22 protein-coding genes are annotated in these 24,121 nt (G+C 42.4%); 8 read left to right on the top strand and 14 right to left on the bottom strand.

The features are described 5' to 3' along the window. Nucleotides 1-12: 12 nt before the first annotated feature. Both ppa and FTU38_RS01850 read right to left on the bottom strand, forming a co-directional pair. The gene (ppa, locus tag FTU38_RS01855; protein WP_168378239.1) at nt 13-549 is read right to left on the bottom strand and encodes an inorganic diphosphatase; all 537 of its coding nucleotides are present in this window, start codon (nt 547-549) and stop codon (nt 13-15) included. Between the two features lie 115 nt (nt 550-664). After that, nucleotides 665-1,063, bottom strand: a complete 399-nt coding sequence (locus FTU38_RS01850) for an MAPEG family protein (RefSeq protein WP_078189470.1) — start codon at nt 1,061-1,063, stop codon at nt 665-667. Between the two features lie 107 nt (nt 1,064-1,170). Between FTU38_RS01850 and FTU38_RS01845 the strand changes: the two genes are divergently transcribed. Further along, entirely contained in the window at nt 1,171-1,560 is a 390-nt protein-coding gene (locus tag FTU38_RS01845) for a hypothetical protein (protein WP_168378240.1), read from the top strand. A gap of 58 nt (nt 1,561-1,618) precedes the next feature. On the opposite strand, the gene FTU38_RS01840 is transcribed toward FTU38_RS01845, so the two are convergent. From FTU38_RS01840 to FTU38_RS01815, 6 genes are all read right to left on the bottom strand, one after another. Continuing rightward, nucleotides 1,619-3,298 carry a long-chain-fatty-acid--CoA ligase gene (locus tag FTU38_RS01840; protein ID WP_168378241.1) on the bottom strand — a complete coding sequence of 560 codons (1,680 nt, stop codon included), beginning with the start codon at nt 3,296-3,298 and terminating at the stop codon, nt 1,619-1,621. A gap of 149 nt (nt 3,299-3,447) precedes the next feature. Beyond that, nucleotides 3,448-5,667 (bottom strand): DNA topoisomerase IV subunit A, encoded by a 2,220-nt coding sequence (gene parC, locus FTU38_RS01835; protein ID WP_180024223.1) that lies wholly within the window; start codon nt 5,665-5,667, stop codon nt 3,448-3,450. Nucleotides 5,668-5,830: 163 nt separating this feature from the next. Then, nucleotides 5,831-7,150 carry an MFS transporter gene (locus FTU38_RS01830; protein ID WP_180110447.1) on the bottom strand — a complete coding sequence of 440 codons (1,320 nt, stop codon included), beginning with the start codon at nt 7,148-7,150 and terminating at the stop codon, nt 5,831-5,833. A 144-nt stretch (nt 7,151-7,294) separates the two neighbouring features. Further along, on the bottom strand, nt 7,295-7,939 hold the full coding sequence (locus FTU38_RS01825) for a trimeric intracellular cation channel family protein (protein ID WP_078189475.1): 645 nt from the start codon (nt 7,937-7,939) through the stop codon (nt 7,295-7,297). 59 nt (nt 7,940-7,998) lie between these two features. After that, complete coding sequence (locus FTU38_RS01820; protein WP_180110446.1) at nt 7,999-8,466, bottom strand: YchJ family protein; 468 nt, start codon at nt 8,464-8,466, stop codon at nt 7,999-8,001. Between the two features lie 389 nt (nt 8,467-8,855). Continuing rightward, nucleotides 8,856-10,427, bottom strand: a complete 1,572-nt coding sequence (locus tag FTU38_RS01815; RefSeq protein ID WP_180005207.1) for a TerC family protein — start codon at nt 10,425-10,427, stop codon at nt 8,856-8,858. A gap of 320 nt (nt 10,428-10,747) precedes the next feature. Between FTU38_RS01815 and FTU38_RS01810 the strand changes: the two genes are divergently transcribed. Continuing rightward, on the top strand, nt 10,748-11,368 hold the full coding sequence (locus FTU38_RS01810) for a TIGR00730 family Rossman fold protein (protein ID WP_078189478.1): 621 nt from the start codon (nt 10,748-10,750) through the stop codon (nt 11,366-11,368). Between the two features lie 85 nt (nt 11,369-11,453). On the opposite strand, the gene FTU38_RS01805 is transcribed toward FTU38_RS01810, so the two are convergent. Further along, nucleotides 11,454-12,419: a hypothetical protein gene (locus FTU38_RS01805; RefSeq protein ID WP_180005208.1), complete on the bottom strand. Its 966-nt coding sequence runs from the start codon at nt 12,417-12,419 to the stop codon at nt 11,454-11,456. 156 nt (nt 12,420-12,575) lie between these two features. Next, nucleotides 12,576-12,713, bottom strand: coding sequence for a hypothetical protein (locus tag FTU38_RS01800; protein WP_180005189.1), 138 nt, complete (start codon nt 12,711-12,713; stop codon nt 12,576-12,578). Nucleotides 12,714-12,913: 200 nt separating this feature from the next. On the opposite strand from FTU38_RS01800, the gene mdtD reads away from it, so the two are divergent. From mdtD to FTU38_RS01770, 6 genes are all read left to right on the top strand, one after another. Continuing rightward, on the top strand, nt 12,914-14,305 hold the full coding sequence (gene mdtD / locus FTU38_RS01795) for a multidrug transporter subunit MdtD (RefSeq protein WP_180110445.1): 1,392 nt from the start codon (nt 12,914-12,916) through the stop codon (nt 14,303-14,305). 77 nt (nt 14,306-14,382) lie between these two features. Further along, on the top strand, nt 14,383-15,168 hold the full coding sequence (locus FTU38_RS01790; RefSeq protein ID WP_180110444.1) for a GH25 family lysozyme: 786 nt from the start codon (nt 14,383-14,385) through the stop codon (nt 15,166-15,168). Nucleotides 15,169-15,227: 59 nt separating this feature from the next. Then, a complete protein-coding gene (locus FTU38_RS01785) occupies nt 15,228-16,241 on the top strand; it encodes an MBL fold metallo-hydrolase (RefSeq protein WP_180110443.1) in 1,014 nt (337 codons plus the stop codon). 63 nt (nt 16,242-16,304) lie between these two features. Further along, nucleotides 16,305-17,360, top strand: coding sequence for a DNA polymerase IV (gene dinB / locus FTU38_RS01780; protein WP_180110442.1), 1,056 nt, complete (start codon nt 16,305-16,307; stop codon nt 17,358-17,360). A gap of 235 nt (nt 17,361-17,595) precedes the next feature. Next, entirely contained in the window at nt 17,596-18,912 is a 1,317-nt protein-coding gene (shiA, locus tag FTU38_RS01775) for a shikimate transporter (protein ID WP_180005217.1), read from the top strand. A gap of 29 nt (nt 18,913-18,941) precedes the next feature. Continuing rightward, on the top strand, nt 18,942-19,298 hold the full coding sequence (locus FTU38_RS01770; RefSeq protein ID WP_180005213.1) for a RidA family protein: 357 nt from the start codon (nt 18,942-18,944) through the stop codon (nt 19,296-19,298). An 81-nt stretch (nt 19,299-19,379) separates the two neighbouring features. Here the strand turns inward: FTU38_RS01770 and FTU38_RS01765 are convergent, their stop codons facing one another. The 4 genes from FTU38_RS01765 to FTU38_RS01750 form a co-directional block, all read right to left on the bottom strand. Then, nucleotides 19,380-19,922: a DUF2726 domain-containing protein gene (locus FTU38_RS01765; protein WP_078189487.1), complete on the bottom strand. Its 543-nt coding sequence runs from the start codon at nt 19,920-19,922 to the stop codon at nt 19,380-19,382. Nucleotides 19,923-20,356: 434 nt separating this feature from the next. Then, the gene (locus FTU38_RS01760) at nt 20,357-22,768 is read right to left on the bottom strand and encodes a YgiQ family radical SAM protein (protein WP_180005214.1); all 2,412 of its coding nucleotides are present in this window, start codon (nt 22,766-22,768) and stop codon (nt 20,357-20,359) included. 246 nt (nt 22,769-23,014) lie between these two features. Next, nucleotides 23,015-23,827, bottom strand: coding sequence for a M48 family metallopeptidase (locus tag FTU38_RS01755; RefSeq protein WP_180110441.1), 813 nt, complete (start codon nt 23,825-23,827; stop codon nt 23,015-23,017). Between the two features lie 40 nt (nt 23,828-23,867). Continuing rightward, a partial coding sequence (locus FTU38_RS01750; RefSeq protein WP_180065296.1) for a transposase family protein occupies nt 23,868-24,121 on the bottom strand: 254 nt, incomplete at its 5' end.

Raw genomic sequence — 24,121 nt, 5'->3', positions numbered from 1 at the left:
CTTAAAACAATATTATTTGTTCGCAGCTTGGTAAGCTTCAATTGAGCTCAGTACTTCTTGTTTCGCAACATCAGCACCTTCCCAACCACTTAACTTAACCCATTTACCAGGCTCTAAGTCTTTGTAGTGTTGGAAGAAATGCTCAATTTGATTGATCAACAATGCAGGAAGATCGGTATATTCTTGAACATCTTTATAAAGCGGAGTCAATTTGTCGTGTGGAACAGCAACAAGTTTTGCGTCAACACCACCGTCATCTTCCATGTTCAATTTACCAACAGGACGGCAACGAATTACAGAACCTGGCTCTACTGGATGTGGAGTTACCACAAGTACGTCTAATGGGTCACCATCCAAAGATAATGTATTTGGAACATAACCATAGTTCGCTGGGTAGAACATTGCAGTACCCATGAAACGGTCTACAAATAACGCATCAGAATCTTTATCGATTTCGTATTTGATTGGTGCTGCATTTGCAGGAATTTCAATAATGACATAGATGTCGTTTGGTGCATCTTTACCCGCTGGGATATTGCTGTAGCTCATAGCATCACTCTTTAAACAAAGTTAAATCTTTTAATCCGGCACAATTATAACGGTTTTATCGCTTTTTTTGTGATTTTAGCGATCATGCTGATAATTTAATCATCAAGCAGAACATTTAGCTTAATTTAATGACCAATAACATCAGGCAAATCGGGCATAACATCGACAAGGTCCAAATGATTGAACGTAAAGTTGCCCAATTGGCTAAATAACATAGCCCATAAATAACGCGTAAAACGAGATAGGCTATCCCAAAGGTCATGATGTATTGTTGATGAATCACCATGTATTCGGCCATTAGAATAGCCGCAATAAATAAAGGTAAACTTTCAAAACTATTTTGCTGCACTGCATGTGCGCGGCTCGCCAACCCTGTAGAGCGCGCTAAAACTTCACGTGGATTTTGATTATCACTCGACTTAAAACCTGCAGCTCGCTTCGCAATAAATGTAAATACATATGGCAGTAAACAAGCGGCCAAAATGAGATAGATGATCCCACTGATGCTGTGCATGTGTTTTTTCTCAGGAAGATTTTATGGCTGCTATAATACCATGGCATTTCGTGAATAATTTTTGTTAAATATAGTGTTTTTATAATCGGCAGATGAAAGGATCCTCTATGAGCACTTCTGATCAAGATCAATTATTTGAAGTTCTTGAAGAGCAAAAACGCCATCAGCTTCGCGTCGATCGTGCCTTAAAAATCGTCATCCCTGTGACTGCATTTTTACTTGCTGTGATCTGCGCCAACTTAAATGTCTGGTCGACTGTTTTCAGCTTTGTCATCATGTGGGTTGCATTCTATGCAGTTTCCATCAAGCAACTTCCCCTTTGGCATTGGGTCATTGTCATTGCACTGTATTGTTTAGTCGACAATATTTTAACCTATGGCAGCTATAACCAATCCGGCTTTAGTCGTCAGTTCGGTGCGATGTTTATTTTCTTAGGTGTTTTTGGAGTAGGACGTCGCTACTTTGATCGCTGGTCGATGAATAAAGGCAAGCTTTAATGAGCTAAATTTAAAGCGATAAAAAAAGCGCCCGAAGGCGCTTTTTTTATGCATCGTATTATGCGGTTTTACGCAAATCTTTACGTAGAATTTTACCAACGTTTGATTTTGGTAATTCATCCATAAATTCAACATAACGTGGGCGTTTATAGCCAGTTAAGTTTTCTTTTGCGAATGCCAAAACTTCTTCAGTCGTTAAAGATGGATCTTTTTTCACAACGAATAATTTAGGTACTTCACCTGATTTTTCATCAGGAACACCAATCGCAGCAACTTCTAGCACTTTTGGATGTTTTGCAACAACTTCTTCAATTTCAGAAGGATAAACGTTGAAGCCAGACACCAAAATCATGTCTTTTTTACGGTCTACAATCTTCACATAACCGCGTGGATCCATGACACCAATGTCACCTGTACGGAAGAAACCGTCCGCCGTCATTACTTTGGCAGTTTCATCTGGACGGTTCCAATAGCCTTTCATGACTTGAGGACCACGAATCGAAATTTCACCTTGCTCACCTTGAGCAACTTCATTGCCATCATCATCTAAAATAGCAACTTCAGTCAGTGGCAATGGAATACCAATCGTACCGCTGAATTCCATTGATGCTGGAGGGTTTGCGGTTGCAACAGGTGAAGTTTCTGATAAACCATAACCTTCGATAATATTGGTACCTGTAACTTTCTTCCACGCTTCTGCAGTCGAAGGAAGCACTGCCATACCACCACCCATCGCCATTTTTAGCTTACTGTGGTCAAGTTGCTTGAACTCTTCATTGTTCACCAAAGCATTGAACAATGTGTTCACTGCTGGGAAGAATGAAGGTTGGTATTTACGTAATTCTTTCATTACCGCAGGTAGGTCACGCGGGTTAGGAATCAATACGTTTGCCTGACCTTTGTACATACCGTAAAGTGCACACACCATAAATGCAAAGATGTGATACAGCGGTAATGCACAGAAGATACGATCATCTGGCTGACCATCTTTCTGACCAAATTTACTTTGGAAAATACCATCACACTGCAACATATTTGACACAAGGTTACGATGGGTCAATTCTGCGCCTTTAGATACGCCAGTTGTACCACCGGTATACTGAAGTACAGCAGTATCACTTAAAGTTAAGTTTGGACGTTTGTAATTGTTTGCACTCACTTTAGACATTGCTGCATTAAAGCGAATATGACCTGGAATGTTCCAAGCTGGAATTTGTTTACGTACTGAACGTAATACAAAGTTAACCAATGTACCTTTCAGCGTACCAAGCATGTCACCCACAGATGCCACGATCACGTGTTTTACTGGGGTTTTACCAATAATCGCTTGGTAAACAGATGCAAAGTTTTCAATAATAACAAGAGCTTCTGTTCCAGAGTCATTCAATTGATGCTCAAGTTCACGAGAGGTATACAGTGGATTCACGTTGACCAATACCAGGCCAGCACGGAATACACCCAATGCGACAACAGGATATTGAAGAACGTTCGGCATCATGACTGCAACGCGTGAACCTTTGGCCAAACCTAAACTTTGCAAATAAGTTGCAAATTTACGACTAGCTTCATCAAGTTCTTTAAAAGTTAAGACTTTATCCATAAAGATAAAGGCATCTCTTGAGCCAAACTTCTGGAAATTACGCTCAAAAATATCGACCAATGAGGTATTTTCTGCGGGTAATTCTACAGTTTCTGGAATCCCTGTCTTTTGGTATTCAGCGAACCAAATCTTTTCCATAACGCCCAATTCTCCTGTCGTAATCCTTAATAATCCAACTGTTTTTTTTCAATATTAAGCGGTCATTATTTAACTTGTTTGTGCTTAATATTGCATCCATTTCACGAATAACAGCATATATAACGTATTTCGTTCCATGGATGCTAGTATTATCTTTGAATGAACAGTTTATTTGCTTTTTGATATCCACGTGGTAACAACACACCTTTCGATGCACGTTTGCCCACATATTTTTGCAGATCGTCGCCTTTAAGCTTTAATTGTTGATTTCCTGCAAGCACTTGAATTATTTCATCTAAATTCAAAGTTGTCATGGATACAATTTGATCTTTTGCCTCAAGTTGTATCAATTTATTACCTTTACCCTTATTCAGCACTGGTAATTCATCAAGTTCAACCAACAGCAAACGCCCCGCAGAACTGAGGAGTGCAAGATGTGTTGCATTCTCAATCGCCGTTAAATTCATAACCGCCGCCCCTTCAGACAAGCTAAGGAAGGCTTTACCCGCTTTGGCATTGGTATCAAGATTTTTCGCTTGGGTTTTAAAGCCATAGCCTTTACTGCTCATTGCCAAGACTTCTGTTTCATCTTCAGCAATAAACACTTGTTTAAAGCCAACACCACTTGCAGGTGCAAGCTTAGAACTCAGAGGCTCACCTAAACCACGCGCAGATGGCAAGGTATTGATGCCCAAAGCATAGCTACGACCGGCATCATCTAAGACATAAACACGTTGATTTGATTTACCTTGTGCATGGCTGAGATATTGGTCACCTGCACGGAAATTTAAGTTCTCAGCATCGACTTCATGACCTTTCGCCGAGCGAATCCAACCCGCTTCAGACAACACCACAGTCACAGGATCTGCAGGAAGCATATCTTGTTCATTAATCGCATGGGCTTCTGCACGTTTCACAATTGGAGAACGGCGGTCATCACCAAATTTCTTCGCATCTTCTTTAAGTTCATTAATGATCAATGCTTTTAATGATTCAGGATTCGCCAATTGTTCACGAATAATGGCAGCTTTGGCTTCCAATTCTTCTTGTTCACGGCGCATTTCCATTTCTTCAAGTTTTGCCAAATGACGTAACTTGAGTTCTAAAATCGCTTCGGCTTGAATTTCATCGATATTAAAATGCGTCATCAACACCGGTTTAGGCTGATCTTCTTCTCGAATAATACGAATCACTTCATCAATATTCAGATAGGCAATGATTAAGCCTGCAAGTATATGTAACCGTTTTTCAATTTTATTCAGATGATAAGTCAAACGACGTGTTACGGTATTTTTACGAATTTCAATCCATTCCAACAAAATACGGCGGATCGATTTCACTTGCGGACGACCGTCAGCGCCAATCATGTTCATATTGACACGATAGCTCGACTCTAAGTCGGTGGTTGCAAATAGATGACTCATCACCGATTCAGCATCAATACGATTCGAGCGCAGGACGATCACTAAACGTGTTGGGTTTTTATGATCTGACTCATCACGTAAGTCCGTGACCAATGGCAACTTCTTCGCCTGCATTTGATCTGCAATCTGCGTGATCACTTTCGAACCTGAAACCTGATACGGTAACTCCGTAATCACGATTTCATTTTTCTCAATACTGTACACAGCACGAGTTCGATAACTACCGCGACCCGTGGTTTGAATTTTAAGTAATTCTTCTGGAGAACTAATAATTTCCGCACGTGTAGGCAAATCAGGTGCAGGAATATATTCTGCGACTTTCTCATCGGTTAAGTTTGGATTGCGAATTAAGGCGATCGTGCCCTTCACCACTTCACGTAAGTTATGCGGTGGAATATCCGTTGCCATACCCACAGCAATACCCGTTGTGCCGTTGAGTAAAATATTTGGAACACGTGCCGGTAAATTCACTGGCTCTTTCATCGAACCATCAAAGTTATCCTGCCAATCACAGGTTCCTTGTCCTAACTCAGACAATAATAAATCACTATAAGCAGACAGTTTTGCTTCGGTATATCGCATCGCTGCGAAGGATTTCGGATCATCTGGTGAGCCCCAGTTTCCCTGACCTTCAATAAATGGATAGCGATAACTAAACGGCTGCGCCATGAGGACCATGGCTTCATAACAAGCTAAGTCACCATGAGGATGGTATTTACCCAGTACATCACCAACCGTACGTGCAGATTTTTTTGGCTTACCCGTTGGCTTTAACCCGAGTTCGCTCATCGCATAGACGATACGACGCTGAACGGGTTTTAGACCATCACTGATATGTGGCAATGCACGATCCATAATCACGTACATGGCGTAGTTGAGATATGCTTGTTCGGTAAATTCTGCTACGGAACGGTTTTCTGTCGCATGATGCGCAAGGCTTGTCATAACAACCTGTAATCCTAAATTGTTCGTTCTTTATTGGGTTCTTATGCTATGTCGCAGGTGCCCCCTATACAAGGGGATGATCTAACACTCTGCGACAAATTGTGTCTTATGGCGTAAAAATATCCATTTTATTCACCATGATCAACTAAAAATTCAACAGTCTTTATAGCCCAATGGATTCTAAAGTTTTGCCTTTGGTTTCTTCACCTAAAACCAAAATCACCACGGCAACGGCAATTAAGACTGCTGTAAACATCATAAAGACATAGCTAAAACCATGATCCATATCCATCATATGTGTCACAGCAAAAGGCGCGGCAATGCCCCCGATCCGACCAATGGCACCGGCCCAGCCCGAACCAAAGGCACGAATATTGGCCGGGTATTGTTCTGGTGTATAGGTGTAAAGTACGCCCCAAGCACCGAGATTAAAGAAGGATATTAAACAGCCCCAGATCACGATCTCTGTCACACTGCCAGACTGACCGAAGAAATATGCCGAAATGGCACACATCCCAATGAAGCCCGCCAACGTAGCTTTACGACCTAATTTTTCGACCAACCATGCAGCTGCAATATAACCTGGCAATTGTGCCAAAATCATGACCAAAACATATTCAAAGGATTGAACAATTGTGTAGCCTTCTTTGACCAATAAGCTTGGTAACCATGTAAAAATACCATAATAAGAAAAGACGATACCGAACCAAATGAGCCACAGCATTAAAGTACGACGTGCAAAAATGCCTGACCAAAGCTGTGAAAAACTGATATTGTGCTTTTCTGCAACTGGTTTGACTTCAAAGATTTCAACAACTTCTACACCACATTTGGCTTCAATCTTTTTCACCAATGCATGTGCTTCATCAAAACGTCCACGGTTGATTAAATAAGGCACCGATTCGGGCACCATTTTCCAAATCACGATCGCATATAACGCAGGAATACCGCCAATCAGGAACGCTGCATGCCAACCAAAATCCGGAATAATAAAGCGTGAGACCAACGCTGCAACCAACCAGCCCAGTCCCCAAAAACTTTCTAGTAAGACAATAAAACGACCACGCACATGCGCCGGAATATATTCACTGACCAAAGTCACCGCGACAGGGAGTTGCCCCCCTAAACCTAGGCCGACAATAAAACGAAATACCAACAACCAAGTTAGATTAGGTGCAAACGCACATGCAGCGGTGGCTAAGCTATAAATCACCAATGTCCATGCAAAGACTGTTTTTCGGCCGAAGCGATCAGCCAATCCACCAGAAAATACTGCGCCAATCGCCATCCCAACAAAACCAATCGAGACTACCCAACTTTTATCATTTGGTGTCATGGCCCAATCTTCAGCCATTTTCGCTAAGATGAAGGAAATGAGTCCCGTATCCATGGCATCAAACATCCAGCCAAGGCCAATAACCCAAAGTAAAGTGTAGTGAAACTTACCGATGGGTAAGCGTTGTATACGTGAGACTAAGTCCATAACAAGATCTCTGAACTGGTGGAAGGATGAACACTGCTTTCCCAACAGGATGTATGATTTTGCGTTTTTTAGTATAGATCCATGCAAAAGACCGACCATTGATCCGTCTTTTTAGCATTTTAATGTGATGTTATGGCAACGCGGTTACGACAAATCTTTTGAAGATACTGACTGATCATCATCATCTTTATAAATAAATTTAGGCATTTCTAAGCCAAAGTAAATGGCGATCAGACGTAAGGTGAAACCGAAAATGAGCGTCGCAATGACGGTCAATTCTAGCGATAAGCCAATCTCAATGCAGAGCCAATAACAAATCACGGACACAAAAGAAATACTGGCATAAAGTTCCCGACGGAACACCAGCGGCACATCGTTACATAGAATATCTCGTAGAATACCGCCAGAAACACCTGTTAGCACTCCTGCTACTGCAGAGACGACAAAACCATGGCCCATTTCTAAAGCAATTTGACAGCCAATAATGGTAAAACCTATGAGACCAAGGGCATCGAGAACCAAGAAGATATTACGAAGATGACGCATCCACTTTGCAATCAGGATAGTGACAAATGCAGCAAAGCAGGTCAGCATGAGATATTCTGGATGCTTAACCCATGTCAGTGGATAGTGCCCAAGCAGCACATCACGAACCGAACCGCCCCCCAGTGCCGTGACACAGGCAATCAATGTTACCCCAAACCAGTCCATACTCCGCCGACCCGCAGACAATGCACCTGTCATTGCTTCTGCCGTAATTGCGATAATATAAATAACGGTAAGTAACATCGCCCTTCTTCCACTGAGGGTTGAGATGCGCGCTATTCTAAGCTAAATCTGCTCAAATGTTATAAAAATTGCGCACAACATTGTTTAAATTTTCGTCCAGAACCACAAATACAGGGTTGCTTCATGGTGATTTTCATCTCTGTGGTCGGATCAAGGAAATACCAGCGCTGCTCGAACTTCACAAAGTGTGAAATTTCATGATGTACCTGCGCTTGCTGCCCATCGTGATAATGGGCTTTAAATTCAACTTGAGCATGGTTTTTATCGAGTTTTTCTTGGGCTTGGACAACCTCAAGCTTTAACCACTGATTGGCCTGACTCCACGCTGCAATGGCACTGACATCTAAGGCTTGCTGCTGTCCAAGCGCAGTTGTTTGTACAATATAATCAATCTCATGCTGTACAAAAGCACTATAACGTGAACGCATCAACTGCTCTGCGCTCTGTGCATTTTCACGCCCCGCATGTAAGGGCTGACAACAGTTGGCATACTCACCTTTGCCACATGGACATTGGACTTGTGACATGTTTGTTTCCATAAAAAAATAGCCTGACAATGCAGGCTATTTTAACGGATCTTTCCACACAATTTTCATCAGTAGATCCGTATCGATTCAAATAAAAGAATGATACACAGTAAGGTCATCCGCAAGTGTTTGAGACAGGACTACTTCTAATCAAAAATGTTTTTGCAATGCTTTGAATAATTTGACGGTAGTGAACGAGTTTTGCGGATGACAATGGTTTTGGGTACTTTTGCCGAAACAAAAGTACCTCCAGCCGAAGGCTAATCCCTTTATTTAAACCCTAGATGTAAGACTCCGTCGAATAGACTTAAAAATCATTTTAAAAATGCGTAATTACTTTTACGTGCGTAACATCAGTGATCTATATAGATTACCCCCCGATACGCAACTTAATCTTCAGTTGGCATGGGAATGACATGCACTTTTTCAATCTTATGACCATCCATCGTGACCACTTCAAAGATGTGTTCATCCGCTTTGAATTTTTCACCATTAGCCGGTAAGCGGCCCAAATGGAATAAGATATATCCGGACAGTGTCGAATACTGTTCAGCATCATCCACCAAGTCACGACCCAACAATAAAGACACGTGACGAATGTCAGTTGAGCCATCGAGTAACAATGAACCATCATCGAGGCTTTCTGCTGCTGTCTCCGGTTCATCTTCATCGGGGAACTCACCAGCAATCGCTTCTAAGACATCAATCGGTGTTGCAATCCCTTCAATTGAACCGTATTCGTTTAACACCAAGGCCATTTGCAACGGCGCTTGACGCAGTTGTTCCATCACCATCAAAACTTGAGCATTTTCATGCACCACCACTGGCTCACGGAGATGTTTTTCGAAATCGAGTACGCCCGTTTCAATATAGTCATTCATGACTTTATGAGTCAGTACCGCACCCGCAATATTGTCAAGCTCACCATGTGCCACAATTAAACGTGAATGCGTGGTACTGAGTAATTGAGCACGAATCGCCTCAGGTTCTTCATCTAAATCAATCCATTCCAGTTCAGGACGAGGTGTCATCACGGACTTTACTGGACGCTCAGATAAACCCAGTACCCCTTGTACCATCACACTGTGGTAAACCCCGTTGTCTTCATCAAAGACTTCATCAGCAAAAGCACGTGTTGCAAGCACATCTTCATTTTCATTTTGATTGTCTGCAACATTTTTCCCACCGAGCATACGCATCACAGCTGAGGCTGTGCGATAACGTAAGTCTGTGGTTGTCACCATTTTTTCCTGATTATGACGCATGGTTTGGTTCAAGAACTCAATCATGACAGAGAAACCAATGGCCGCGTATAAGTAACCTTTTGGAATATGGAAACCAAAGCCTTCGACTAAGAGCGAGAAACCGATCATCATCAAGAAACACAGGCACAGAATCACCACTGTTGGGTGACGGTTCACGAAGTTCATCAGTGGTTTAGATGCCCACAGCATAATGCCGACAGCAATAATGACCGCAATCATCATGACTGACAGGTGTTTCACCATCCCGACAGCGGTAATCACACTATCGAGAGAGAACACGGCATCGAGCACCACAATCTGCACAATCACCATCCAAAACGTCGCATGCACAGGATTTTCTTCCTTTAGCATGGGCTTGTTTTCAAGACGTTCACGCAGTTCCATGGTGCCTTTAAATAGTAAGAACACCCCACCAAACAGTAAAATTAGATCTCGACCTGAAAATGGATGGTCGAAAATATGGAACAGTGGGTTGGTTAGGGTCACCACCCATGCAATTGAGGCCAGTAAGACCAATCGCATACACAGTGCAAGCAATAAGCCGACAATCCGTGCAGTATTACGCTGTTCTGGCGGTAATTTTTCCGCAAGAATCGCAATAAAAACCAAGTTATCGATACCTAAAACTATCTCAAGCACCACCAGTGTCAATAAACCCACCCATGCAGAAGGATCGGACATCCATTCAAAGATCATGGTTGTATCTCCTGAATGTTATTCACACGTAGATCATGCTGATTTGAAGATGAAATGCATTGGACATGCGCAAACGCTTTTAATGGCGTTCTTTCTAATATTTTGATGTGTGCTGAGTGACAACAACCACTACCCATGACGGTTCTTTAGCTTGAAATGAAGTTTTAAGTATAGCAAGTTAAGGTAAAAATTCACCCTTTTTTACCAAAGTACAATCTCAGTATGGAAGAATTTAAACCCAGTGATGACATTAAATTGTCATATTTAGCTGCCAATGTAGTGTCATAAAAAATAACATGCTAAGGTAAAATTAAAACGTAATGAATAGCGGATTAAAAATGACAGAAAAACGTGGTAATCCTTCTCCTGCTACAACACAACCTTTAATCGCACTGTATTGCGGCTCCCGCTCTGGAAACAATCCAATTTATCAAGAAAAAGCCATCGCGTTGGCGCAAGGCTTGGCTGAACATGGTTTTGGTCTGGTCTATGGTGGCGCCAGTATTGGCCTGATGGGTCAAGTCGCTGACGCTGTGGTCGAACATGGCGGCGAAGCCGTTGGCGTGATTCCTGAGTTTATGTTGGATTATGAAATTGCACATAATCATTTGACTGAACTACACGTCGTGCGCAGTATGCATGAGCGTAAAGCCATGATGGCAGAACGTGCAAGTGCCTTTGTTGCCCTGCCCGGTGGTCTCGGTACATTCGAAGAAATTTTAGAAATCGCCACTTGGGGACAGTTGAATCAACACCAAAAGCCGATGATGCTTTATAACGTCAATGGCTTCTATGATGCACTGATTGCACAATTAGACCATGCGGTCGCTGAAGGTTTCTTGCCGCCGCAGCATCGTGCCAAACTGATCGTATGTAATTCTTCGAAGCAGATCTTTAGTGCACTGAAAAATTTAGATTGCCCGAAAAATTTCGTGGTCTAACTGTATTTTAGATGTCAAAAAGGGGAATAATGCATTCCCCTTTTTTATTGCTCGATGTCCTACTTCAAATCGAGATCGTGCCGACTTATCCCGACACCACACGATAGAACCATGGCAAGGTTGTCGCTAAGAAAATACTCATCAATAAACCAAGCATCAATTTCATCGCATCTTTGCTGACATTTCGTGAAGTTCGATATTTATTCACTTCATGTAAATGCATGGACATGGCAAATTCACGTCCTGCGAGTAAGCCCAAGAACACCCAAGTGGTACTCATTGGAATATTACTCCACTCTTTGAACACCAATAAAATCAAGGCATACATAAAGTCGATAATGGTTGCAGAACGAATATCAGCCACACCCGTTTTGGTGTCGATAATGCCCTGAATCGCCCCGCCACGTTGGTACAAAATGATCCCAAGCAGTACGATAAACACCACAATTGCAAAAATCAGGAACTCCAGCGGCACCTGACGAGGGACGTAGACAAAAATATTGGCCAAATCCTGAATCAGCCACTGACTCCATAAAAATGCCGTCGAAACCCACTGTAGTCCCACCCAAATATTCGAGGGTGTTTCATCACGTGTTTTACTGAAATAAACCGAGATGCCTTTAATTACAAAACGATAAACAATAATTGCGACAACAAAAGCTACCGCATAACCCATCATGGACTTGGTTAACATCGAGCCGAGACTACTCGGAGAGAAAATCGTCAACACTAAGAATGTAGTGCTGACTGGGATTCCGTAGCGAGTCAAAGTGATCAGTAAGATCGGTGGCACAATATAGAGCCACGTGACCCCTTCTGCGGGAAATGGAATCGTTTCTAAACGACCATAAGATGCATCCCCCACGCCAGAACTGTACCAACCATAAACCAATACAATGGCTAAAATACTGCTGACATAGATCCACAACAGCCACCAAGGGCGATGCGCATTGGATGAAATAAAGGTTCCCAATGTCTGTGGCACATCATTACCGACAATAGAATAGGCCGCGAGACAGAAGCCTATGACCATCAGAATTTCGATTGTCATGAAAACAAAACACCTTTGCCATAAAGAAAAAGCCCTCCAATAAATGAAGGACTTGAGCGCATTATGACAGTTTATCTGGCGTTCATACAATTTTGTGCCGTGCTTTTCTCGACATCAAAATAAAAACTTTAAATAAAACAAAAATTTAAAATTTAATTATTTCAATTTAATCTGATAAACCGCAGTGCTACCGTTCACTTCATTTCTAACCACCAACAAAGGTTGAGCATTGGGCGAGTCTTTGGCGGCAATAAAAATCAGATCTTCAGGTCCCACATCGCCTTGTTTAACCACATCAGCGCCGAAATTTGTAGTTTCATGTTTTCATTCGTCTTTTATTAAAATATGACCAATTTATAAACATTAGGTTGCATAGAGATGAAACTTTCATTGCATTTTTCTTGCAATTTTTTGGCTCAATTATGCAAAGCTTTTACTACATCCAAATGGCAATATTCATTTAAACTGTTTAAAAATCTCAGCTTTATTGACTTATGAATAGCACGCCAACGCATCAGGCTTTACAACCCGAATTTAGACTTCTAGTGCTATTGGTCTCTATTGGCTTTTTTATGCAAGGCCTGGATACGACCATCGTCAATACCGCAATCCCAGCGATGGCAAGAAGTTTGGGCGAAGACCCGCTTCAAATGCATAGTGTGGTCGTGGCCTATGTCTTGTCTGTCGCAGCGTGTATTCCCTTAAGTGGTTGGTTGGCCGATCGTTTTGGTGTACGAAATACGTATTTCACAGCCATTATTATTTTTACGTTAGCATCGCTAGGCTGCGGCATGGCCAATAGCCTGAATGAGCTGCTGGTTTATCGGGTAATTCAAGGCATAGGTGGCGCATTACTGCTACCTGTTGGGCGTTTGGCAATGCTCAAAGTGATTCCTCGGACACAGTTTTTATCGGCTATGAGTCTGATGAGCCTTGCCGGTTTGATGGGCCCCTTAATTGGCCCTACCCTTGGCGGTTGGATGGTGGAAGTCGCAACATGGCATTGGATCTTTTTAATAAACATTCCAATGGGGCTGTTAGGGGTTCTTATTACCTTTAAAGCCATGCCCAATGTGACCGAACCGAGCGTACAACGCTTCGACTTTATGGGTTTTTTCTTATTGGTCGTCGCCATGGTGGGTTTATCGTTAGGCATTGAAAACTTTGCCAGCCCGCATCTGCCGCTATGGTGGAGCCTGCTTTTGGTCGCTGCAGGCATCATCGCCAGTTTGATCTATGCCTTTCATGCACATACCCACGCCAATGCGCTGTTTCGCAGTAAATTATTTCAAAATCGGATCTATGCCATCGGCATTATCGGCAACTTCTTTGCCCGCCTTGGCGGCAATGCCATGCCATTTTTGATTCCCTTAATGCTACAAGTGGCTTTTGGCTTTGAGCCATTTATCACAGGGTTATTGATGATACCGACTGTACTCGGCTCATTGGCATCTAAACCGATTATTCGTCAAATTATTCAACGCTTTGGCTATCGCAAAGTGTTATTGGTAAATACCTTCTTGGTCGGCGCTTGTATTTGCAGTTTTGCACTCTCTACGGCTGAGACCCCCACGTGGTTACGTGCCTTACACTTTTTTATTTTTGGTATTTTAAATTCGCTGCAATTCGTTTCGATGAATACCTTAACCCTCAAAGATTTACCCCAACAAGATGCCAGCAGTGGCAACAGTTTCTTGTCGATGATTATGATGGTGTCGATGAGTATCGGTGTGGCTTTGGCTGGGACTTTAGTCAACGTGTTTACGGCCTATTATGGTGCTGCACAAATCGAAATAGCATTCCATAGCACCTTGATTTTACTCGGCTGTATTAACCTGATTACCGCAGCGATTTTTTGGCAGATTCCTAAACATGTGGATGTCTAAATCCGTGTCATCGGGCAAATCTATGACAGATCAGCCATTAAAGGGTTATGATAAAAGAGATACTTGGATACATTTTCATGCCTAAAAAAGCCAAATCACGTACCACAAAAAGTTCACTCAAAAAATACAGCCCGATTATTGCACTCAGCGCTATCAGCGGCGTCTTGGTGGTGGCAGGACTGGGTTATTTAGCCGTTATGCCGCATCGCCCTGCATCTGCAGAAGAATATCCAGTCAAAGGTTTTGATGTTTCCCATCATCAAAAAGATATTCAATGGTCAAAAATTTCACCTAAAAAATACCAATTCGTTTATCTCAAAGCCACAGAAGGTGGTGATTTTAAAGATCGGAAATTTCAAGATAACTGGCTGCAAGCGCGGGAAAACGGCTTTTTAGTTGGGGCCTATCATTTTTACCGTCTGTGCCGTGATGGCAGGATTCAGGCAGAAAATTTTATTGCTTCCGTGCCAAAAAAAGCCGATGCCCTTCCTCCCGTGATTGATTTGGAATATGACACCAACTGCATTAACACCTACAGCAAAGAGCAGTTACTCAAAGAAATCACTTATATGCATGATCGCTTGCACCGCCATTATGGCAAACAACCGATTTTTTATACCTCGAAGTCTTTTTATAATATTGTTTTAGCTGGCGAGTTTAAACAGACGCCGCTGTGGGTCCGTGAATATAAAGGCCCGCCCGATCTAAAAAACAATCCGAAATGGCTGATTTGGCAACATACCAATCAAGGACAAATTCAAGGCATCTCGACCAGCGTCGATTTAAATGTATTTTCAGGTGATGATAAGGCTTGGACTGATTTTTTAGACAAAAATGGCGTTTCCCCGATCAAACCCCGTTGATTTATTCACCGACTCAGGACAACATCGAACAAAATAATCCATGAAAACTGAGTCGCAGGATGCGTATTTTAAAAATTTTTCTTATTATATTTTCAGTCTTTATGATCCTCGCCATCGGGATATTGGCATATTTGATCCAACCTTCAGGGACCTTGGCAGCGTTTAAAACGTGGCATTATCAACTTCCCACACAAAGCACTACAGATACTCGCTCAGCGGCGCCCTATCACGTCAAATTCTTTGGCGTTTCCACCTTACTTTTTGACGATGGCCAAGAGCAAATTCTCATAGACGGCTTCTTTAGTCGACCTTCACTCAGTCGGACCGTATTTACTCAAATCCAAAGTGATCAGCCTTTATTACATAGCTATATCGACCAATACGACTTAAAACGCACTCGTGCTATTTTCGTGACTCATTCGCATTATGATCATGCGCTCGATATTCCAATGTTGGCCCACCACCCCCCCAAGGCCATGATTGTCGGCTCTAAAAGCACCTTAAATATTGCACGGGCGATGCCAATCGCTGAATCACAATTACACGAAGTTCAAGCATGGCAGCCGATGCAAATCGGTAAATTCACCATTACTGCCATCCCCGCGCAACATACTCCGCCAACGGCCGTTAATGATGATTTGGGGGAAGAAATTTCGCAGCCACTGCAACTCCCTGCACATTTTAGTCAGTTTAAAGAAGGTGGATCATATGACTATCTCATCCAACATGGGCCGCATTACAGTTTAGTCAAAGCCAGTACAGGTGATGTGCCCAAACAGTTGCAAAAACTAAAAGTCGATACCTTATTTTTAGGCATCGCTCAGCTTTCCAAGCAAACGACAGCGTTTCAACAGCAATATTTCAAAGAAACCTTAGCGACTCTTCAACCCAGCACCGTGATTCCAATTCATTGGGATAATTTTTTCAAACCACTGAATCCAGAGCTCGAATTTTTGCCTCGCTTTGCCGATGACACCCCTCAAAGCCTAAATCTATTAATACAGTCAGCAGCAAATCAAAACACCAAGGTGGTTTTACTCAGTCAACCTGTGTCGTTCGAGTTAAAAAATTGAGGAAAGCGCTAGATTGACTGTGCGATACTGACATTCAATTTTTAGGCACTGATCTAACTAGGCATGAGGAAAATCATACATATCGACATGGATGCATTCTTTGCATCAGTAGAGCTGCGGGAACGCCCCGAACTCAAACAGCTTCCTGTTGTTGTGTCTTCACATCACCCTCGTGCGGTCATCTGTGCCGCGTCCTATCCTGCACGTGAATTTGGTTTACGTTCTGCAATGTCGATGGCACAGGCCCGTAAACTCTGCCCACAGGTCGTGGTGATCGAACCTAATTTTGAAAAATATCGTGCTGTTTCGGCGCAAATTCATGCCATTTTTCAACGCTATACGTCTCTGATTGAGCCGCTATCTTTAGACGAAGCTTATTTGGACGTCACAGAAAATTTACAACATATTCCGAGTGCCACTGAAGTCGCTATGCGAATTCAGGCAGAGATTTTACAAAGCACTGGTTTAACTGCCTCCGCAGGTGTCGCGCCCAATAAATTTTTGGCTAAAGTTGCTTCTGATTGGAACAAACCCAATGGCATTTGTATTATCAAACCGTCTCAAGTTTTGCATTTCATCCATGACTTGGCACTGAAAAAAATTCCCGGTGTGGGAAAAGTGACTCAAGAAAAATTAAAAGCCATGCAACTCAATACATTGGGTGATTTACAACAAATTGAAGAAGCCGTTCTGATTCATCATTTCGGTAAATATGGCCGACAACTCTATCTGTATGCACAAGGGATTGATGAACGACCGGTCCAATCTAGCCGCGAGCGTCAACAGATCTCCAAAGAAACCACTTTTGATGATGATCTCACCCTGAGCCAATGTCAGCCCTATTGGCCCAAACTGATTGACCAAGTTTGGTCTAGTTTAGAAAAAAAGCAGTTAAGCGCACGTGGTGTATCGGCCAAATTAAAACTGAAGAATTTCCAAGTGCTACAGCACAGTAAAAGTTTTAAAACGTCACTGAATCATCGTGAAGACCTTGCGCAGGTATTACAGCAATTACTGCATGAAATGCATATTTCTGAGGAAGATCAATTTCGCCTGATTGGCGTAGGGGTCTATCAATTAAGTGCGCAAAACCAAGAAACACAACTTTCGCTGCTCTAAAAACTTCAAGAAGATCGTATTTGCTTAAGATTTAGGCAGAAGAACAAATTTAAAGCAATTTGCTATTCACAAAGCCTAAAATTAGAGTACTCTATCAGCGCACTACATTATCCGTGTATGCGCTGAGATGCTGAAAATCACCTTTACTTTCAGCATGCTGTCCTGTGATTGGCGTGACGATCAAATCCGAATATTACAGGGCAACTCTGTTGTCAATCATGGAATACCCCGCTGTATGCCTTCTGCAAAATCTGCTCCAAATCCTCAAAATATTTCACAAAATCAAGAACAACGTGCGCGTAAAGCCGCATTAAGTAGCTTCATTGGTGCCGTAGTCGATTGGTACGATTTTTTACTTTATGGCATTGTTGCCGCACTCATTTTCAAAGATCAGTTTTTCCCCAGTATTGGCAACAATATGGGAACCTTGGCAGCCTTGGCGACCTTTGGCGTCGGCTTCCTGTTCCGCCCCTTAGGCGGCATTGTGTTTGGACATTTTGGTGACAAGCTGGGTCGGAAAAAAATGTTGGTGCTCACCGTCATCCTGATGGGCATTTCGACGGTCGGCATTGGTTTACTGCCCAATTTTGCGGCCATCGGTTGGTTGGCCCCGATCCTGCTCGTAACACTTCGGGCAATACAAGGTTTTGCCGTCGGTGGTGAATGGGGCGGCGCTGCCCTGATGGCCGTGGAAAATGCCCCGAAAGGCAAAAAAGCCTTTTACAGCAGTGGTGTACAAATTGGCTATGGCGTCGGACTCGTTCTGGCAACAGGCGCTGTGTCGTTGATTATTGCCACTTTGGGTGAAGATGCTTTTGCTGATTGGGCATGGCGAATTCCCTTTATTGCCAGTATTGTCTTGCTGGCTATCGCGATGTGGATTCGACGTGATCAAGACGAATCACAAGAATTCATCGACAATGTGGTCAAAGCTCGACAAACGCCGCAAAAATTACCGATTCTGCAAGCGATTAGCCAACACCCCAAAGCCTTTTTTTACATTATTGCGCTGCGCCTGACCGAGTTACTCACCATGTATTTGGTGACGAACTTTGCACTGAATTATTCCACCGCTCAATTGGGTATGGACAAGCAGTTCTTCCTCAATATCACCTTAATGGTTGGTGCAATTAGCTGCTTCAGCATTCCCCTCTTTGCGTGGCTAGCAGATCGATTTGATCATCGTAAGATGTGTGTGCTGGGTGGCTTAATTGGTGCGCTTTCTGCCTTTCCATTCTTCATGGCCCTTGATGCTCAAAATACTTGGCTGATTATTGTCGGTGCAATTTTCCTTGCCAATATTGCCCATGATATGGTGGTGAGTGTACACCAGCCGATTTTTACCTCCTTGTTTGGTACCGCCTATCGCTACAGTGGCGCAGGTGTCGGCTATCAAGTGGCCAGTATTATCGGTGGTGGCTTTACCCCAATGATTGCAGCAGCTTTGGTGATTTGGGGTGATGGTTCATGGCATTATGTGGCAATTTACCTTGCTGTCGGCTGTTTATTGACGGCCTTAGTTGCAGCTACAATGCCTAAAACTCAAGATTAAGTGACCTTTTTGCTTTCAGGATATTCCGCATGACCATCCAACGCCTGCATGTTTCAAAACGCTTCTCCGAAATCGCTATTTCCGGTCAATTGATCCATTTAGCAGGTCAATTGGCAACAGACCTTGATTTAGACATCAAAGGACAAACACAGCAAACATTTGAGATCATTGATCAATTTCTTGCAGATGCCGGTACAGATAAAAGCCAGATTATGTCAGTGACCATTTATCTGAAAGATATTGAACAGGATTATGCCGCATTCAATGAGGTATGGGATGCGTGGGTGTCAGACATTGAAGCATTACCCAGAACTTGTGTTGAAGCCAAATTATACGACCCGCGTGTACTGGTAGAATTAACCGTCGTAGCCGTTAAGCCTGAATAATCATTAAGCCTAAATAACCATTAAAAAAAAGCATGTCTAAAGACACGCTTTTTTTTGCAAAAGGCTTTGCTCTTTGAATCCCTAAGATCCAATAATTTTGATCTTTTTACGTTCCAAATCTGAATATAAATGATATTTTTTCAAATCATTAACCGGTACAAATGGCGCTTGTACACGCTGCTCATTTAAGAAATCTTCGCGTAATTGAACGTACTCAGGCACATCATCATAACGAATGACACGATAGCCTGCCAAAGCGAGCAAAGCATCTTGATATTGCGACTGCTGCATCCGTTTGAGTACCATTGGATCATCTAAAGCGACGATCGCTAAGATTTGGTGCTGTTCATCGAGGACGACAAAGTCCGCCACCATATTTCGATACTTGTTCCGCGTCCGATAATATTTCGTGGTCAACAGTGCATCAAAAGACACATGCGCAAGGATTGTATGCTTAGGCAAAATTTCTTTTAAACGCGTGTAGGTTAATTGCTCATTAATGTTGAAAATAGCACGTTGTTTCAATGCGCTATCTTGTTGCTTAGAATCACCTTCTAAACTTTTCCAAGCCATTATGAGCACACAGAAGAGTAAAATACTCCCTATTACTATGTATATAGTCATCTCATAATCCTTTATATTTCTTATATTTTTGGTTTTTGACATACTTCTTATGAATACGAAGTATACAACCAGTATTATTTTTTTAATTTCCTATTAAAAAAAATAACTCTAACTTTCACACAATACGTATTTAAACTGACAAAAAGTTGCAAACTTAAAGCGTCAAACATCACATGCCACTTCGTTCAGAGTAATAGCATCCATTGCTATATACAGATACTTTAGATCATTCGCTAAAACGACAGCAAGTGCATTTCCTCTCACTGTCAGACTATTCCGATAAGCTGTCAAATTTTGCTCGTATTTCATTGAGATAACCGACACACATATGGCATTGAGCTTGTAACAGCATATAAAAATGCAAACTTTCTTATGCTGCCGAGCATAACACCCATAAAAAAAGACACCGAAGTGTCTTTTTTTATCTATCCATTTTAAGCGCGTGATTTAGACTTCGATTTTCCTTTGGGTTTCGAACCGCCAAAAGGTTTTTTCGCTTCACCCGTTTCACGCGGCGGCAGACCAGTATGCTGCGTCAAAATTTGACCACGCTCAGGACGCTTCTTGGTATTTGAAGGACGCGATTGAGCAGCCTTCGTCCGATTACCTTGTTCGCCTGTACGTTTTTGTGAATCACCCGCAATGCTTGAGTTCTTTTTACGTGCAGATTGGTATTGGCCCTCAGCACTACCCGCAGGCTGATACGTCGGAATCAAATGCTGTTTTGAGTTCCCGATCAGATCCTGACGCCCCATTTCTTTGAGCGCTTCACGTAGCAATGGCCAGTTGTTTGGATCATGATAACGCAAGAAGGCTTTATGCAAACGGCGGCGTTTTTCACCTTTCACGATATCGACATTTTCGGTATAACGCGCCACTTTAGCCAGCGGGTTTTTACCGGTGTAATACATGGTCGTTGCAGTCGCCATTGGTGATGGATAGAAGGTTTGCACCTGATCGGCACGGAAACCATTCTTCTTCAGCCAAATCGCTAAGTTCATCATGTCATAGTCCGTCGTACCCGGATGCGCTGCAATAAAGTAAGGAATGAGATACTGCTCTTTCCCTGCTTCCTTACTGAAACGATCAAACATTTGTTTGAAACGGTCATAGGTCCCGATCCCCGGTTTCATCATCTTCGATAATGGACCTTTTTCGGTATGTTCAGGCGCAATCTTCAAGTAACCGCCGACGTGATGTGTCACCAATTCTTTGACATATTCTGGGTTTAACACCGCAAGGTCATAGCGTAAACCAGAACCGATCAGAATCTTTTTAATCCCCGGCAATGAACGTGCTTTACGGTATAACTGCGTTAAAGGTGCATGATCGGTATGTAAGTTTTGACATACACCCGGGAATACACACGACGGCTTACGACAGTTCTTTTCAATCTCAGGATCTTTACATGCCAAACGGTACATATTGGCCGTTGGGCCGCCTAAGTCAGAAATGATCCCGGTAAAACCCGGTGCGGTATCACGAATTTTTTCAACTTCACGCAAAATCGATTCTTCAGAACGGTTTTGAATGATACGCCCTTCATGCTCTGTAATTGAGCAGAAGGTACAGCCGCCAAAACAGCCACGCATAATGTTTACAGAGAACTTAATCATGTCAAAGGCAGGAAAACGCGCTTCACCATAAGCTGGATGCGGCAGACGTGCATACGGCAAGTCAAACACATAATCCATTTCTTCTGTAGTCAATGGAATCGGCGGTGCATTCAGCCAAACATCACGTTCACCATGCTTTTGCACCATCGCGCGCGCATTGCCCGGATTAGTTTCCAAATGCAAAATACGGTTGGCATGTGCATACAGCACAGGATCATTCGCCACATCTTCATAGGCAGGTAAACGAATCACCGCCAATTCACGCGGCGGCAATTTATGCTTAATGGCTTTTGATGCAGGCTGCAGCTGCACGATTTGCGTATCGGCGTCTAAGTTATCACCTTCACGAACAATCGGATTTGCTACCGCTTCTTTTTGGAAGCCTTGATATTGCGTAACGCTGTCTTTGCCTTTCTCGATTTCACAGCCTTCAAGGTCTTCAGTCATCACGTACGGGTTAATGATCGGATCGACACGGCCAATCGCATCGACATCATTTGATGCGATTTCAATAAACTTCGCTTTTGAAGCCCGGTTATTTTTATTCACAATAAATGCAGTACCGCGGACATCCGTAATCTCTTGGATTTTTTCACCGCGAGCCAAACGATGCATGATTTCCGTGATTGAACGTTCACCATTACCATACATCAATAGATCGGCTTTCGAGTCCATCAATACTGAACGGCGGACTTTGTCTGACCAATAATCATAATGTGCAATACGGCGCAGCGAGGCTTCAATACCGCCCAATAATACAGGCACATCTGGATAAGCTTCACGCACACGCTGGCAATAGACTGTTGCTGCGCGGTCTGGACGTTTATTCGGCTGATTATCCGGAGAATACGCATCATCTGAACGGATTTTACGGTCAGCTGTATAACGGTTGATCATCGAATCCATGTTGCCGGCTGTCACGCCCCAAGCAATATTTGGTTTACCCAATACACGGAAGGCTTCTACATTGGTCCAGTCTGGCTGAGCAATAATCCCGACACGGAAACCTTGTGCTTCAAGGGTACGGCCGATAATGCCTGAACAGAATGATGGATGATCGATATACGCATCACCGCAAACCAAAATAAAGTCGCAGCTATCCCAACCGAGTTGATCCATTTCTTCGCGTGACATCGGCAAAAATGGCGCAGGGTCAAAACAAGACGCCCAATATTTGTCGTAATCAAACAACGCTTTTGGCGCAGTCTGCATAGTATAAGCAGTAGACATGGCTAGCAATTCTCGGCTGGCAGATGGAATGATCTAAAAAAAGATCAAAGAAGATGAAAGCCGATCATTTTACCATGAATTCCATTCATCATGCTTGATTATAATTTATACAATAGCTACAGAATCATTGAATTGTTTTATATAGACATCAGATGTAATAGTGCTGTAGCACGACTATAAAACAAGATTTAAATAAATCATTTGTAACTTTGCTTTAGTTTAAATCAACCTAGAATGTGCCATGAGTTATCGCATTTTATTCAACATTAAAGCCTGCGCCTGTTGAAATTTGATGTGCATTTCAGGTAAATATTTTTCAATATAAATCTTACGCTTATCTATACTGTCTTGAGTCATCAATGGTTTTACATCAAGCATTTGACGGCGTGTCGTTTCCCGCTGATATTTTTGACAAAAACTCAATGCTGCATTTGGGTCAAAGCCCGCTTTCGACATAAGATCAAGTGCGAGAACATCAGCTTCTAGTTCAAATTTTGAAACTTTAGGCAGAAAAACCGCTTGCCCAGTCACACTACTGGCAGCCGTTGCAAGCGCGCCGATACCCGCAGTCGAAGAAATCATCGCCACCTGACTAGCAAACAGCAAAGAAATCTTTTCACGATGATGATCACGCAATGCATGTGCCATTTCATGCGCCATCACAAATGCCAATTCATCTTCAGTCAGCTTTAAACTCCAATACAAACCCGTGTTAATGACAATTTTCCCACTTGGAAAACCATGTGCATTTAAATCTTTATTGAGATTCCCACTGACTTGCCAATCCCATTGACTCGAACCTTGACGGTAAAACTCCGCATTTTTTTTGAGTTTATTTAAAACCTGATCCAATTTCGGATAAATGATCAAAAGTTGTTTGTCTTTAGACTGATGAATAAATTGTTGATAAGATCTGTCCGCCTGTTTAGTTAATAATTTTTGAGGAACGATAAAAAACTGTTTACGTTCTGCACCAGCTGTCCCTAAATTCGTGGTACTTACACAAGCTGAAATTAAGATAAAAAATAAAGCCATCATTAAAATAGTTATATTTTTCATAATCGCCTTAATTTTAATACCAATAGATTTCTTTCATAAGTCATTTTTCACTCAGCTCTAAGTTATAAATTCCAGCAATTAGATTGAATCTCAATGCTAGTCTTTTGCCTCGATTGCGATATCGCTCAGCAAGAATTTTGAAGGTTTTCAAACTGCCAAATACATGCTCAATTCCAATTCTTCTTTTATTGATTTCCTGATTATAGATTTTTAGTTCGGAATCCAGTTTACAGCGCTTCTTTGCTTTTAATGGCAACAAGCTATTTGGATACACTGTATAAATTCCCTGATAAC

This window comes from Acinetobacter sp. YH12098 (assembly GCF_013419235.1).
Taxonomy (GTDB): Bacteria; Pseudomonadota; Gammaproteobacteria; order Pseudomonadales; family Moraxellaceae; genus Acinetobacter; species Acinetobacter amyesii.
The sequence above is the reverse complement of the archived record's forward strand: the minus strand, read 5'-3'. Positions and strand labels throughout refer to the sequence as shown.